General features: G+C 61.2%; 15 protein-coding genes. 10 read left to right on the forward strand and 5 right to left on the reverse strand.

Features of this window, described 5'->3' with window-relative positions; genetic code table 11:
- Window positions 1–4 precede the first annotated feature (4 nt).
- The 5 genes from exbD (at window position 5) to AAEZ05_RS02095 (ending at window position 5,848) form a co-directional block, all read left to right on the forward strand.
- A complete protein-coding gene (exbD, locus tag AAEZ05_RS02075) occupies window positions 5–433 on the forward strand; it encodes a TonB system transport protein ExbD (RefSeq protein WP_045057822.1) in 429 nt (142 codons plus the stop codon).
- On the forward strand, window positions 430–1,179 hold the full coding sequence (locus AAEZ05_RS02080) for an energy transducer TonB family protein (protein ID WP_045057821.1): 750 nt from the start codon (window positions 430–432) through the stop codon (window positions 1,177–1,179). Before exbD ends, AAEZ05_RS02080 begins: the two co-directional genes overlap by 4 nt.
- 175 nt (window positions 1,180–1,354) lie before the next feature.
- Window positions 1,355–2,284 (forward strand): hydrogen peroxide-inducible genes activator, encoded by a 930-nt coding sequence (locus tag AAEZ05_RS02085; protein WP_045057820.1) that lies wholly within the window; start codon window positions 1,355–1,357, stop codon window positions 2,282–2,284.
- Between the two features lie 9 nt (window positions 2,285–2,293).
- Window positions 2,294–4,369, forward strand: coding sequence for an ATP-dependent DNA helicase RecG (gene recG / locus AAEZ05_RS02090; protein ID WP_045057819.1), 2,076 nt, complete (start codon window positions 2,294–2,296; stop codon window positions 4,367–4,369).
- Between the two features lie 78 nt (window positions 4,370–4,447).
- Entirely contained in the window at window positions 4,448–5,848 is a 1,401-nt protein-coding gene (locus tag AAEZ05_RS02095; protein WP_350646492.1) for an aminoacyl-tRNA deacylase and HDOD domain-containing protein, read from the forward strand.
- A 155-nt stretch (window positions 5,849–6,003) separates the two neighbouring features.
- On the opposite strand, the gene AAEZ05_RS02100 is transcribed toward AAEZ05_RS02095, so the two are convergent.
- The 4 genes from AAEZ05_RS02100 to AAEZ05_RS02115 form a co-directional block, all read right to left on the reverse strand.
- Window positions 6,004–6,387 carry a hypothetical protein gene (locus AAEZ05_RS02100; RefSeq protein WP_045057817.1) on the reverse strand — a complete coding sequence of 128 codons (384 nt, stop codon included), beginning with the start codon at window positions 6,385–6,387 and terminating at the stop codon, window positions 6,004–6,006.
- A 329-nt stretch (window positions 6,388–6,716) separates the two neighbouring features.
- Window positions 6,717–6,992 carry an HU family DNA-binding protein gene (locus AAEZ05_RS02105; RefSeq protein ID WP_003195589.1) on the reverse strand — a complete coding sequence of 92 codons (276 nt, stop codon included), beginning with the start codon at window positions 6,990–6,992 and terminating at the stop codon, window positions 6,717–6,719.
- 192 nt (window positions 6,993–7,184) lie between these two features.
- Window positions 7,185–8,333 carry an NAD(P)/FAD-dependent oxidoreductase gene (locus AAEZ05_RS02110; RefSeq protein WP_045057815.1) on the reverse strand — a complete coding sequence of 383 codons (1,149 nt, stop codon included), beginning with the start codon at window positions 8,331–8,333 and terminating at the stop codon, window positions 7,185–7,187.
- A gap of 19 nt (window positions 8,334–8,352) precedes the next feature.
- Complete coding sequence (locus AAEZ05_RS02115) at window positions 8,353–8,520, reverse strand: rubredoxin (RefSeq protein ID WP_007954349.1); 168 nt, start codon at window positions 8,518–8,520, stop codon at window positions 8,353–8,355.
- Between the two features lie 200 nt (window positions 8,521–8,720).
- Between AAEZ05_RS02115 and AAEZ05_RS02120 the strand changes: the two genes are divergently transcribed.
- Both AAEZ05_RS02120 and ubiA read left to right on the forward strand, forming a co-directional pair.
- Window positions 8,721–9,284, forward strand: coding sequence for a chorismate--pyruvate lyase family protein (locus AAEZ05_RS02120; protein ID WP_045057814.1), 564 nt, complete (start codon window positions 8,721–8,723; stop codon window positions 9,282–9,284).
- The gene (ubiA, locus tag AAEZ05_RS02125; RefSeq protein WP_045057813.1) at window positions 9,284–10,174 is read left to right on the forward strand and encodes a 4-hydroxybenzoate octaprenyltransferase; all 891 of its coding nucleotides are present in this window, start codon (window positions 9,284–9,286) and stop codon (window positions 10,172–10,174) included. Before AAEZ05_RS02120 ends, ubiA begins: the two co-directional genes overlap by 1 nt.
- A 126-nt stretch (window positions 10,175–10,300) precedes the next feature.
- On the opposite strand, the gene AAEZ05_RS02130 is transcribed toward ubiA, so the two are convergent.
- Window positions 10,301–10,687 carry a COG4315 family predicted lipoprotein gene (locus AAEZ05_RS02130; RefSeq protein WP_045057812.1) on the reverse strand — a complete coding sequence of 129 codons (387 nt, stop codon included), beginning with the start codon at window positions 10,685–10,687 and terminating at the stop codon, window positions 10,301–10,303.
- Between the two features lie 152 nt (window positions 10,688–10,839).
- Here AAEZ05_RS02130 and phoB point away from each other — a divergent pair, with 152 nt between their 5' ends.
- From phoB to AAEZ05_RS02145, 3 genes are all read left to right on the forward strand, one after another.
- On the forward strand, window positions 10,840–11,529 hold the full coding sequence (gene phoB, locus AAEZ05_RS02135) for a phosphate regulon transcriptional regulator PhoB (RefSeq protein ID WP_008150066.1): 690 nt from the start codon (window positions 10,840–10,842) through the stop codon (window positions 11,527–11,529).
- 101 nt (window positions 11,530–11,630) lie between these two features.
- On the forward strand, window positions 11,631–12,953 hold the full coding sequence (gene phoR, locus AAEZ05_RS02140) for a phosphate regulon sensor histidine kinase PhoR (RefSeq protein WP_045057811.1): 1,323 nt from the start codon (window positions 11,631–11,633) through the stop codon (window positions 12,951–12,953).
- 123 nt (window positions 12,954–13,076) lie between these two features.
- A complete protein-coding gene (locus tag AAEZ05_RS02145) occupies window positions 13,077–14,417 on the forward strand; it encodes a hemolysin family protein (RefSeq protein WP_045057810.1) in 1,341 nt (446 codons plus the stop codon).
- The last annotated feature ends 122 nt before the right edge of the window (window positions 14,418–14,539 follow it).

Raw genomic sequence — 14,539 nt, forward strand, 5'->3', positions numbered from 1 at the left:
AGCCATGGGCTTGCATTTGAAAGAAGGCGCAGACGACGATCTGGCCGAGAACCACGAAATCAACGTCACGCCGTTTATCGACGTGATGCTGGTGCTGCTGATCATCTTCATGGTGGCCGCTCCCCTGGCTACCGTGGACATCAAGGTCGACCTGCCAGCCTCCAGCGCAAAACCGGCACCGAGGCCGGAAAAACCGGTGTTCCTCAGCGTCAAGGCGGATCAACGCCTGTTCCTGGGCGAAGACGAAGTGAAGGCCGAAGCACTGGGTGCCACTCTGGACGCCCGGACCAAAGGCAAAAAAGACACGACCATCTTCTTCCAGGCCGACAAGGGCGTGGACTACGGCGACCTGATGAGCGTGATGGACGCCCTGCGCGCCGCCGGTTACCTGAAGGTTGGCCTGGTGGGTCTTGAGACGGCAGCCAAAAAATGATCACGACGCGCCATAAGCTGACGCGTTACAGCGGGAGCCTGGCCGTGGTGCTGGGCGTGCACGCGCTGGCCATCGCGCTGGCACTGAACTGGACCTCGCGCCAGCCGATCCCATTGCCGCCCCAGGCAATGATGGTCGAGTTGGCGCCAGTACCGGCCCCGCCACCACCGGCCCCGCCGAAGGTGATAACGCCGCCACAACCACCGGCACCGGTGGAAGAACTGCCGATCCCGAAACTGGCTGAAGCGCCTAAGGCCGAGATCACCGTACCCAAGCCGGTAAAACCCAAGCCCAAGCCGCAACCGCCAAAGCCTGTGGAGAAGAAACCGGAACCGCCGAAGGAGAAGCCTTCCGAGGAAAAACCGGCTGACGCTCAACCGACCCAGGCACCCACGGAAAAATCCGCACAACCGGCACCTGGACCATCACCGGCGCAGCAAGCGGCCAAGGCCAGCTGGCAAAACACCCTGCTCGCTCACCTGGCCAAGTACAAAAAGTACCCGGCCAGCGCTCAGGCCAGGGGCAAGACCGGCGTTAACCGCCTGCGGTTCGTGGTAGATGCTGAAGGCAACGTGTTGTCATTCGAACTGGTGGGTGCATCCGGCAATGCCGATCTGGATCGCGCTACTCTGGAAATGATCCGCCGCGCCCAACCGCTGCCCAAGCCACCCGCGGACATGGTGAAAAACGGCCCGATTGAACTCTATGCACCTTTCGTCTACTCGCTGGAAAAGGGTCGCCGCTAAGCAACCCTGAAACCCTGTAGGAGCGAGCTTGCTCGCGATGGAATCGAACGATAACGCTTGAAGACTGACACCCCACAGCGGTCTCAGGTTTTTCGCGAGCAAGCTCGCTCCTACATAACGTGCGTCTATCGATTGCAGCCGGTATGCTTGGCGCGCAACTTCATGGACGCCTGCTATGACCCTCACAGAATTACGCTACATCGTTACTCTCGCCCAAGAGCAGCACTTCGGCCATGCCGCCGAGCGTTGCCACGTCAGTCAACCGACCTTGTCGGTGGGCGTGAAAAAGCTTGAAGACGAACTCGGTGTGCTGATTTTCGAGCGCAGCAAAAGTGCCGTGCGCCTCACGCCAGTCGGCGAAGGCATTGTCGCCCAGGCGCAGAAAGTGCTGGAGCAGGCACAAGGCATCCGTGAACTGGCCCAGGCCGGCAAGAACCAGCTGACGGCCCCACTAAAAGTCGGCGCCATCTACACCGTCGGGCCCTACCTGTTTCCGCACCTGATTCCACAACTGCACCGGGTCGCCCCGCAGATGCCGTTGTACATCGAAGAAAACTTCACCCACATCCTGCGCGACAAGCTGCGCAACGGTGAGCTCGACGCGATCATCATCGCCCTGCCGTTCAACGAAGCCGACGTGCTGACCCTGCAGCTCTACGACGAGCCGTTCTACGTCCTGATGCCGGCTCAGCACCCATGGACGCAAAAAGAATCCATCGACGCCGCCCTGCTCAACGACAAGAGCCTGCTGCTGCTTGGCGAAGGTCACTGCTTCCGCGACCAGGTGCTGGAAGCCTGCCCGACCCTGGCCAATGGCAAGGACGGCGCCAAACACACCACCGTCGAATCCAGCTCCCTGGAAACCATCCGCCATATGGTCGCCTCCGGCCTGGGCATTTCGATCCTGCCGCTCTCGGCCGTGGACAGTCACCACTACGCTCCCGGCGTGCTCGAAGTGCGCCCACTGACGCCACCGGTGCCTTTCCGCACGGTAGCCATCGCCTGGCGCGCCAGCTTTCCACGTCCCAAAGCGATTGAGATCCTCGCTGACTCGATTCGCCTGTGCTCGGTCGCCAAGCCGCCAGCGCCGGTCGTTGCCGGCTAAGCCGCGGCCATGACCGAGTTGTCGCAAGTGTCGGTGACGGCACTCAAGGGCGTTGGGGAAGCCATGGCCGAGAAGCTCGCCAAGGTCGGCCTGGAGAACCTCCAGGACGTGCTGTTTCACCTGCCATTGCGTTATCAGGACCGCACTCGCGTAGTCCCGATCGGCCACTTGCGCCCTGGCCAGGACGCCGTGATCGAAGGTACCGTCAGCGGTGCCGATGTGGTCATGGGCCGCCGCCGCAGCCTGGTCGTTCGGCTGCAGGATGGAACGGGTGGACTCAGCCTGCGCTTCTACCATTTCAGCAACGCCCAGAAAGAAGGTCTCAAGCGTGGCACACGGATTCGCTGTTACGGCGAAGCGCGGCCTGGTGCCTCGGGGCTGGAGATCTACCACCCGGAGTATCGCGCCATCACCGGTGACGAGCCGCCGCCGGTCGATGAAACCCTGACCCCGGTCTACCCGCTCACCGAAGGCCTGACCCAGCAGCGTTTGCGCCAACTGTGCATGCAGACCCTGACGCTGCTGGGACCCAGCAGCCTGCCCGACTGGCTGCCGACCGAACTGGCCCGGGACTATCAACTCGCCCCGCTGGCCGACGCGATCCGCTACCTGCATCACCCGCCCGCCGATGCCGATGTCGACGAACTCGCGCTAGGGCATCACTGGGCCCAGCACCGGCTGGCCTTCGAAGAATTGCTGACCCATCAACTGTCCCAGCAGCGCCTGCGCGAAAGCATGCGCTCGCTGCGCGCACCGGCGATGCCCAAGGCGACAAAACTGCCGGCCAGGTACCTGGCCAATCTCGGCTTCGCGCCGACCGGGGCCCAGCAACGAGTTGGCAATGAAATCGCCTACGACCTCAGCCAGCCCGAGCCCATGCTGCGACTGATCCAGGGTGACGTTGGCGCGGGCAAAACCGTAGTCGCCGCCCTGGCCGCCTTGCAGGCACTGGAAGCTGGCTATCAGGTCGCGCTGATGGCCCCCACCGAGATCCTCGCCGAGCAGCATTTCATCACCTTCAAGCGCTGGCTCGAACCGCTGGGCATCGAAGTCGCGTGGCTGGCCGGCAAGCTCAAGGGCAAAAATCGCGTGGCTGCGCTGGAGCAGATCGCCAGCGGCACCCCAATGGTGGTGGGCACCCACGCATTGTTCCAGGACGAAGTGCAGTTCAAGAACCTGGCACTGGTGATCATCGACGAACAGCATCGATTCGGTGTGCAGCAACGCCTGGCACTGCGGCAGAAAGGCGTAGGGGGACGCATGTGCCCGCACCAGCTGATCATGACCGCCACGCCGATTCCGCGTACCTTGGCCATGAGCGCCTACGCCGACCTCGACACATCGATCCTCGACGAACTGCCTCCCGGGCGCACTCCGGTAAACACTGTGTTGATCACTGACACCCGGCGCGTGGAAGTGATCGAGCGGGTTCGTGGCGCCTGCGCCGAAGGCCGGCAGGCCTACTGGGTCTGCACCCTGATCGAAGAATCGGAAGAGTTGACCTGCCAGGCCGCCGAAACCACTTACGAAGACCTCACCGCCGCCCTCGGCGAGCTCAAGGTCGGGTTGATTCACGGGCGCATGAAGCCTGTGGAAAAAGCCGCAGTCATGGCCGAATTCAAGGCCGGCAACCTGCAGTTGCTGGTGGCGACCACGGTAATTGAAGTGGGCGTCGACGTACCGAACGCCAGCCTGATGATCATTGAAAACCCCGAGCGCCTGGGGCTCGCGCAACTTCATCAGTTGCGCGGTCGAGTCGGCCGGGGCAGCGCCGCCAGCCACTGCGTGCTGCTGTATCACCCGCCGCTGTCGCAGATCGGCCGCCAGCGCCTGGGCATCATGCGCGAAACCAACGATGGCTTTGTCATCGCCGAAAAAGACCTTGAGCTACGCGGCCCCGGCGAAATGCTCGGCACCCGCCAGACCGGCTTGCTGCAGTTCAAGGTCGCCGATTTGATGCGCGATGCCGACCTGCTTCCCGCCGTGCGCGACGCGGCGCAGGCCCTGCTTGAGCGGTGGCCGGATCACGTCAGCCCGTTGCTGGATCGCTGGTTGCGTCATGGGCAGCAATACGGCCAAGTGTGAGCACCGTCGCAGTTTCCGGACCACCGTGTTAAACATGATGGTTATACTCTTGCAACTGTTTGAGAACGGATCCAAACCATGATCGACGCTGCCCTCGCTCCCGAAACCCCGCACGCTACGTCTGCAGTTCGGCTGCTGCTGGGCAAGCTGGACATAGCCTTTGATGAAGTCCTCGACCACCACGGCCTGAATGCTGCGCGCAAAGTGCAGGCAGTGCTGCTGGACGATGCCGTCGGCTCGCTCATGGTGCTGTTCCCGCAAAGCCAGCTGCTGGACCTCAATCGCCTCGCCGAGCTCACCGGCCGCCGCCTCACTGCGGTTTCGCCTGAGCGCCTGGAGCGCCTGCTCGGTAAGCACAACCTGGGCCTGTTGCCCGGCCTGCCTTCGCTCACTGCGGCACCGTGCCTTTACGAAGACAGCTTGCTGCGCGAACCCAAGTTGCTAATCAATTCGGGCGTGCCGGGCTTGCTGCTGGAAATCGCCTGCGACGATTTCAAGACCCTGCTGAGCAAGGCCAGCGCCGCCCGCTTCGGTGAGGCACTAACCAGCATCCGTCCGAACCTCGACCGCCCCGACGACGACCGCGAGGAAATCACCCAGGCCGTCCAGGCCTTCACGGCGCGACGCATTCAGCAACGACTGGAAGCCACCATCGAGATCCCGCCGCTGGCTTCGACGGCACAAAAAATCATCAAGCTGCGGGTCGACCCCAACGCCACCATCGACGACATCACCAGCGTCGTAGAGACCGACCCGGCCCTGGCCGCGCAAGTCGTCAGTTGGGCAGCGTCGCCGTACTATGCCTCGCCGGGCAAGATTCGTTCAGTGGAAGACGCGATAGTGCGGGTGCTGGGTTTCGACCTGGTGATCAACCTGGCGCTGGGCCTGGCCCTGGGCAAAACCATGAGCCTGCCCAAGGATCACCCGCAACAAGCAACACCTTATTGGCAACAGTCGATCTACACCGCCGCCGTCATCGAAGGCCTGACCCGAGCCATGCCCCGCGCACAGCGCCCGGAAGCCGGCCTCACCTACCTGGCCGGCCTGCTGCACAACTTCGGCTATCTGCTGCTGGCGCACGTATTCCCGCCGCACTTCTCGCTGATCTGCCGCCACCTGGAAGTCAACCCGCATCTGTCCCACAGCTACATCGAGCAACACCTGCTGGGCATCACCCGCGAGCAAATCGGCGCCTGGCTGATGCGCTACTGGGACATGCCCGACGAACTGGCCACCGCCCTGCGCTTCCAGCATGACCCAAGCTACGACGGCGTCTACGCGGAGTACCCGAACCTGGTGTGCCTGGCCGTGCGCCTGCTACGCAGCCACGGCATCGGCTCGGGTCCGGTCGAGGAAATCCCCGACGCCCTGCTGGAACGTCTGGGCCTCAGCCGCGAGAAGGCCAATGATGTGACCAGTAAAGTGCTGGATGCGGAAGTGTTGTTGCGTGAACTGGCTTCGCAATTCGGCCAGCCCTGAAAGCGATCGCGAGCAAGCTTTGCTCCCACAGAGGGTGATCTCAATCCTGTGGGAGCACCCACAAAAGTGATCCCAATCCTGTGGGAGCAAGGCTTGCCCGCGATGGCCTCAACCCGGTCTGGAGTGTTTTTACTCTGCCGAGCTATCAATACGTCTCAAACCTTCGCTTTGGCTTTACGCGGCTTCAAGTACTTGGTCAAACCCTGGAACCAGATCACCAGCGCCGGGTTGCCCTTGATCTGGATCGACTTGTCCTGAATCCCCGTCATGAACGCCAATTGCTTGTTCTTCGCCTGCATTGTCGCGAAGCCATAGGCAGCGTCTTTAAATGCAATCGCAAACGCCGGCTCGGAGTACACACCGGACTTGCTGGTAATGCGCTGATCCTTCACGCGAAAGTGCCGGGCCACTTTGCCGTCCAGGGTCTGCAGCTGAAAGACCAGATCCTTGTCCCCCAACTGCTGTTGGAACGCAGGATTTTTCCTACTGGCCTTGGCCATCAACAAACCCAGCATCCACAGAAGAAAACGAAATTTCATGCGCACAGCCTCAAGAGAAAAATGAACGGCCGGCGCAGTGTAGCGGCTTCACCCAGGAACGCCACCATCGCGTAACTTTAGCGGAAGATGACCCTCTTTTTGACGCCAATGACTACCAAGTCACCAACGAAAACCCCCTGTAGGAGCTGCCGAAGGCTGCGATCCTTTGATCTTAAGCCCCACAACTCTTTGGGCTTTTTCGATCTCTGAAACACAGACCGCCATGCCCACCACCACTCACCCGCGCCCCATAAAAAAAGGGCACCCGATCTAATCGGCATGCCCTTTTTCCAGCGCCCCTCCCGGTTCACCCAAGGAGTTCGTCGCAATTACGGATTAACGCTGTCCTTCAACGACTTGCCTGGCTTGAACGCAACAGTATTGCTGGCCTTGATTTTGACTGGCTCACCGGTTTGCGGGTTTTTGCCGGTGCGGGCGCCGCGGTGGCGTTGCAGGAAGGTGCCGAAGCCCACCAGCGTCACGCTGTCCTTGCGGTGCAGAGCGCCGGTGATTTCTTCGAGAACGGCGTTGAGGACGCGGTTGGCCTGCTCTTTGGTGAGATCTGCTTTTTCAGCAATTGCGGCGGCGAGGTCTGGTTTACGCATTAGTGAAGCCCCTTTGACGGTTTTTTGTTGTTATGTCCGTGCTGTTCTCGTTGGAACAGCGCCAAAAGCGCCGCAGGTGCTCTACTCTGCGGCAGACGGGAGTGAGAATGGCACGCAGCGGGGTGCTGCGCCAGTCTCGGCGCGACGTTTGTGGGGGCAAAAGCGGGGTGATTCCGACAGAACGACCAGTATTTACGCCAGCAGTGCCGGAAGCTCTTTGTTCAGTGCCAGTTTTTCCATGACTGCCGCGCCTGTGAGGGCATAACCGAGCAGTTTTCCGCTGGCATCGCGGCACAGTGCCTTGATGTCTGCGCCCTGCCCTTCGACGGTCCAGACGCCTTCCACACCGCGCGGTGGCGGGGAAACGACCAAGGGGCAGACGGGGGTTTTGACAGTGATCGGCATCGCGCCATAGTTGACGGTCGTGGGATTGCCGGACAAGGTCTGGGCCAGTGCTCTGGCGCAGCTCATGAGGGGCATTACGTACAGCAGGTTCAGCCCATCGACCTCGGCGCAGTCGCCCAGGGCGTAGATGTTGGCGTGGGAGGTCTGCAGGTGGCGGTCGACGACTACGCCACGATTGACCTGCACGCCAGCCGCTGCGGCCAGGTCGATGCGCGGGCGCAAGCCGATGGCCGAGACCACCAGGTCGCAGGGAATCACCTGGCCATCGGACAGGTGCGCTTCCAGCCCGTCCGTCACGCGTTGCAGGCGGTTAAGCACAGGGCCGAGATGGAAGCGTGCACCGAGGCTTTCCAGGCCGGCTTGAACCGCAGCAGCGGCGGCGGGATGCAGCAAAGTGGGCATGACCTGTTCGCACGGGGCGACCAGTTGCACCTCGTAGCCACCGAGTATCAGGTCGTTGGCAAATTCGCAGCCGATCAGCCCGGCGCCCAGCAGCAATACCCGGCGCTTGCCGACAGCGGCTGCACGAAAGCGCGCGTAGTCTTCCAGGTCATTGATCGGGAACACGCAGTCTGCGGCATCCCCTTCGATGGGCACACGCACGGTTTCTGCGCCCCAGGCCAGCACCAGGTCGCGATAAATCACCGACTCTTCGCCGACCCACAGACGCTTGTGGCCCGGGTCGATGCCGCTGATGCGCGTGTGGGTGCGCACCTCGGCCTTCAACTGCTCGGCCATGGCGCCTGGCTCAGACATGCTCAGGCCATCGGCGTCCTTGTTTTTACCGAAGCCGGTGGAGAGCATCGGCTTGGAGTAGGAACGTCCGTCATCTGCGGTAATCAGCAGCAGCGGGGTTTCGCCATCGAGTTTGCGAAACTCCCGGGCCAGGTTGTAGCCAGCCAGCCCGGTGCCTACGATCACGACAGGTGCGTTCATTCTCTACTCCCCTAATGTCTTAGTTGATTTCGATCATTTCGAAATCCATCTTGCCCACGCCGCAGTCGGGGCACAGCCAGTCTTCCGGCACGTCCTGCCACAGGGTGCCCGGCGCAATGCCGTCGTCCGGCCAGCCGTCGGCTTCGTTATAGATCAGGCCGCAGACCACACATTGCCACTTTTTCATTCAGGTATTTCCTCAGGTTTCAGGCTTTTGCCGGCACGAACGGTCGATGGTTGCAGCACTGCCGTCCGGCTCAGGGCGTTTTGTACTGATCGAGCCCGACAGATGCAAGCCTGTTCGACGCAGCGCCATGCCCGATCAATCAAAATCGCCGAACGACATGGTAAGCTCGGCGCCTCATTTGCTGCCAATAATGACTCACCGTGCCGCACTCAATTATCCCCCGAACGGCCCCGCTCTGGCTCCCTCAAGGCCAGCTCGCTCCCCTCCCCGACGCATTTTCCCTCGACTGGCTGTTCGACGAAGGATCGTTGACCCGGCGCCTGACCCGTTTGTCGAATGACGCTTTCAGCGTCACGCCGCTGTTCGAAGGCTGGCAAGCGCTGCGCGCCGATGAATGCGCCGCGCTGGACCTGGCCGAAGGCAGCGACGGCTGGGTGCGCGAGGTGTACCTGCGCGGCCACGGCGAGGCCTGGGTGTTTGCCCGCAGCGTGGCGTCGCGCAATGCGCTGCAGGGCGATGGATTGCACATGGACGAACTGGGCAGCCGCTCCCTGGGTGAGCTGCTGTTTTGCGACCAGGCGTTTCAGCGCCGTGCCATCGAGGTTTGTCACTATCCTGAGCAATGGCTACCTGAAGAGTGCCGGGCACCACAACTGTGGGCGCGCCGCTCGCGCTTCGACCGGGGGGCCCTGAGTGTGCTGGTGGCCGAAGTCTTTCTGCCAACCTTGTGGACCGCCGCCCGCGCTCATCCGGAGAACTGCTGATGTACCAGAGCCTGCTCAAGTCCCTGAACCGTCTGAATCCAAGGGCCTGGGATTTCATTCAGCTGACCCGCATGGATAAGCCCATCGGCATCTACCTGCTGCTGTGGCCGACGCTGTGGGCGTTATGGATTGCCGGCAAAGGTTCGCCGTCGCTGGCCAACATCGTGATTTTTGTCCTCGGAGTAGTGCTGACGCGTGCGGGTGGTTGCGTGATCAACGACTGGGCGGACCGCAAGGTCGATGGCCACGTCAAACGCACCGCACAACGCCCTCTGGCCGCCGGCAGAATCAGCTCAAAAGAGGCGCTGGTATTCTTTGCGCTGCTGATGGGTTTGAGTTTTCTGCTGGTGCTGTGTACCAACGCGCCGACGATCTGGCTATCGTTGGGCGGCCTGGCGCTGGCTTTTACCTACCCGTTCATGAAGCGTTACACCTACTACCCGCAAGTGGTGCTGGGCGCGGCATTTTCCTGGGGGATGCCGATGGCGTTCACCGCCGAGACCAGTGAGTTGCCAGCTGCGGCCTGGCTACTGTGGATCGCCAACCTGCTGTGGACCGTGGGATACGACACGTACTACGCCATGACTGATCGTGATGACGACCTGAAGATCGGCGTGAAATCCACTGCCATCCTGTTCGGCGAGGCGGACCGGGTGATCATCCTGACGCTGCAGGGCCTGGCGCTGGGCTGCCTGCTTCTGGCCGGGTCGAAATTCGAGCTGGGCGGCTGGTTCCACTTGGGATTGCTGGCGGCGGCGGGCTGTTTTGCCTGGGAGTTCTGGTACACCCGCAGCAAGGACCGCATGCGTTGCTTCAAGGCGTTCCTGCACAACCATTGGGCCGGGTTGGCGATTTTTATCGGCATCGTCCTGGATTATGCGTTGCGCTAACGAACACACGCCCCTTGCAGGACCGAGCTTGCTCGCGATGAACCCGAGATCGACGCATGAACCCGGGAGAACACCGCGTCATCGGTCAAGTTTTTCGCGAGCAAGCTCGCTCCTACTGAAGATGGCTTACATCTTCGGCCCTTGGAGGACGTGCCACTTGTCCATTTTCTTGTCGCCAGTCATGTCTCCTGGCTTCTTGTCTTGAACGAAGTAGTACAGCGGTTTGCCGTCAAAGGCCCACTGCATCGTGCCGTCGTCACGGCTGATAACGGTCCATTTTCCTTCGGGCTTATCGGATTCGGTCGCTTTGAGCGGCGGCCAGTTTTCTGCGCACTTACCGGTACAGGCCGATTTGCCACCCGTGTCGTTATCGAAGGTGTACAACGTCATACCCTTATGGTCGACCAACATGCCGTCCTTGACCATGCCCGGGTCTGCCGCGAAGGCCATTGTCGGCAGCGATAGCGCTGCGCTAACCAATAGTGCCTTCCAGGATTGCGCGATGTGCTTCATGGAAACCTTCCTTTTGTGGTTGTCAGGATTCGGACTTAGAGCTTAGTCCAGGATCCCTGCGATCGCCGGGCGACTAAAATACTGTCACACGACTGCAATAATTCCGTTATCTAATGCGGCGCAAGACAGTTAAATGACAAGAGGATATACGCATGGTTGGCAGGAGCATTCTGATCGTCGACGACGAAGCGCCCATTCGCGAAATGATCGCCGTTGCGTTGGAAATGGCCGGCTATGACTGCCTGGAGGCTGAGAACTCCCAGCAGGCCCACGCCATCATCGTCGACCGCAAGCCGGACTTGATCCTGCTCGACTGGATGCTGCCGGGTACATCCGGCATTGAATTGGCCCGCCGCCTCAAGCGCGACGAGCTGACCGGGGACATCCCGATCATCATGCTCACCGCCAAGGGCGAAGAGGACAACAAGATCCAGGGGCTGGAGGTCGGGGCCGACGACTACATCACCAAACCGTTCTCCCCACGCGAGCTGGTAGCGCGGCTCAAAGCCGTGCTGCGCCGCGCCGGCCCGACCGATGGCGAGACGCCGATCGAAGTCGGTGGCCTGCTGCTGGACCCCATCAGCCACCGCGTGACCATCGACGGCAAGCCCGCCGAGATGGGCCCCACTGAGTACCGTCTGCTGCAATTCTTCATGACTCACCAGGAACGCGCCTACACCCGCGGCCAGTTGCTGGATCAGGTCTGGGGCGGCAACGTTTATGTCGAGGAACGCACTGTCGACGTGCACATCCGTCGCCTGCGCAAAGCCCTCGGCGATGCCTACGAAAATCTGGTACAAACCGTGCGTGGCACCGGTTACCGGTTTTCCACGAAGGCATAAAAGCAGCGGCAGGCATTAAGCTACAAGCGGCCAGCAGAAGCACAGCCGATCCCCTACTTGAAGCTTGCAGCTTGAAACTTGAGCTGCGCTAAGGACGCTCCGTGAATCAAAACTGGCATGGCACCCTGATTCGCCACATGCTTTTGCTGGTCACCGCCTGCCTGGTGATCGGCCTGATTACCGGCTACTACGGCTGGAGCCTGGCTGCAGGCCTGGCCCTGTACCTGGCCTGGACCCTCAAGCAGTTGCTGCGCCTGCACGAGTGGCTGCGCCTGCACAAACCCGATGAAGCACCACCCGACGGCTACGGCCTGTGGGGCGAAGTGTTCGACAGCATCTACCACCTGCAACGCCGCGACCAGCGCGTGCGGGGGCGCCTGCAAGCGGTGATTGACCGGGTTCAGGAATCCACGGCTGCCCTCAAGGACGCGGTGATCATGCTCGACACCGACGGCAACCTGGAATGGTGGAACCGCGCCGCCGAAACCCTGCTGGGCCTCAAGACCCCGCAAGACAGCGGCCAGCCCGTCACCAACCTGGTGCGCCATCCGCGCTTCAAGGAGTATTTCGAGCAGGATAGTTACTCCGAGCCGCTGGAAATCCCCTCGCCCACCAATGATCGGGTACGCATCCAGCTGTACATCACCCGCTACGGCAATAACGAGCACCTGATGCTGGTGCGCGACGTCACGCGCATTCATCAACTGGAGCAGATGCGCAAAGACTTCATCGCCAACGTCTCCCACGAACTGCGCACACCGCTGACAGTGATCTGCGGTTACCTGGAGACGCTGCTGGATAACGTCGAAGACGTAAACCCGCGCTGGTCCCGTGCCTTGCAGCAGATGCAACAGCAAGGGGGGCGCATGCAGACGCTGCTCAATGACCTGCTGTTATTGGCCAAACTGGAGGCCACCGATTACCCGTCGGACAATGCACCGGTGGCTATCGACACTTTGCTGCAATCGATCAAAAGTGACGCACAGCAGCTGTCCGGCCAGAAAAACCAGCACATCACCCTCGAAGCGGACCCGCAGATCCTGCTCAAGGGCAGCGAGGCGGAATTGCGCAGTGCGTTTTCGAACCTGGTGTTCAACGCCGTCAAATACACCCCGGCCGAAGGCAATATCCGCGTTCGCTGGTGGGGCGACGAACAGGGCGCGCACTTGAGCGTCCAGGATTCGGGCATCGGTATCGACAGCAAGCACCTGCCGCGCCTGACAGAGCGCTTTTACCGGGTCGATTCCAGCCGCAACTCCAATACAGGCGGCACAGGCCTTGGGCTCGCCATCGTCAAACACGTGCTGTTGCGCCACCGTGCACGGATGGAAATCAGTAGCGTACCCGGGCACGGCAGCACGTTTACCTGTCATTTCGCCCCGGCTCAGGTCAGCAAATCCCTGACCATCAACGCCGCCGACTGATACCGGCCAGCACGCGCCACTAGGCAATCGCCCAGTCAGCCGCTACATTGGCTGACTTGTGCCTGCCCTTCAGGTGCACAGCTGTCCCCTCTTTCGAATACACGGAACCCGCAAAACTCCATCATGGACCCATCCCCTGGCTTGACCCTCGCGACACTCTTCGCCGATTTCGGCATGATTCTTTTTGCTCTGATCCTGGTTTTGCTCAACGGTTTTTTCGTTGCAGCGGAATTCGCCATGGTCAAATTGCGCTCGACCCGGGTCGAAGCCATTGCAGAAAAGAACGGCTGGCGCGGACATATCCTGCGCACCGTTCACAGTCAGCTCGACGCGTACCTGTCGGCCTGCCAACTGGGTATCACCCTGGCATCCCTCGGCCTCGGCTGGGTCGGTGAGCCGGCGTTCGCGCATATCCTCGAACCGGTCCTGAGTGCCGTAGGCGTCGAGTCCGCCGAAGTGGTCAAGGGCGTGTCGTTCTTCACCGCGTTCTTCATCATCTCCTACCTGCACATCGTGGTCGGCGAGCTGGCTCCAAAATCCTGGGCCATCCGCAAACCCGAGCTGCTGTCGTTGTGGACTGCGGTGCCGCTGTACCTGTTCTACTGGGCCATGTACCCGGCCATCTACCTGCTGAACGCCAGCGCCAACGCCATCCTGCGCATCGCTGGCCAGGGTGAACCCGGCCCTCATCACGACCACCATTACAGCCGCGAAGAACTGAAGCTGATCCTGCACTCCAGCCGCGGTCAGGACCCAAGCGACCAGGGCATGCGCGTGCTGGCTTCGGCGGTGGAAATGGGCGAGCTGGAAGTGGTCGACTGGGCCAATTCCCGGGAAGACCTGGTGACGCTGGAGTTCAATGCGCCGCTCAAGGAAATCCTGGCGATGTTCCGTCGCCACAAGTTCAGCCGTTATCCGGTGTACGACAGTGATACACAGGAGTTCGTCGGACTGCTGCACATCAAGGACCTGCTGCTGGAACTGGCGGCACTGGACCATATTCCCGAGTCGTTCAACCTTGCTGAGCTGACCCGCCCCCTGGAACGCGTATCGCGCCATATGCCGCTGTCGCAGCTGCTGGAGCAGTTCCGCAAGGGTGGCTCGCACTTCGCACTGGTTGAGGAGGCCGACGGCAACATCATTGGCTACCTGACCATGGAAGACGTGCTGGAAGTGCTGGTGGGCGACATTCAGGACGAACACCGTAAGGCCGAACGCGGAATCCTCGCGTATCAACCGGGCAAGCTGCTGGTACGCGGCGATACACCGCTGTTCAAGGTGGAACGACTGCTGGGCATTGACCTGGACCACGTTGAAGCCGAAACCCTTGCCGGGCTGGTGTATGACAGCCTGAAGCGGGTGCCGGAAGAGGAGGAGGTCCTGGAAGTCGAAGGCCTGCGGATCATCATCAAGAAGATGAAAGGGCCGAAGATTGTGTTGGCCAAGGTGTTGATGCTCGATTAATTGCAATGCGGGGAACCGCATTGACCCCAAAAGATCGCAGCCTGCGGCAGCTCCTTGTATGTTGACCCAGCACCCAGCGAGAGAGGTCTAAGCTCGTTGGTGCTGACATACAAAGATGTGTT

This window comes from Pseudomonas sp. HY13-MNA-CIBAN-0226 (genome assembly GCF_040310305.1).
Classification (GTDB): Bacteria; Pseudomonadota; Gammaproteobacteria; order Pseudomonadales; family Pseudomonadaceae; genus Aquipseudomonas; species Aquipseudomonas gregormendelii.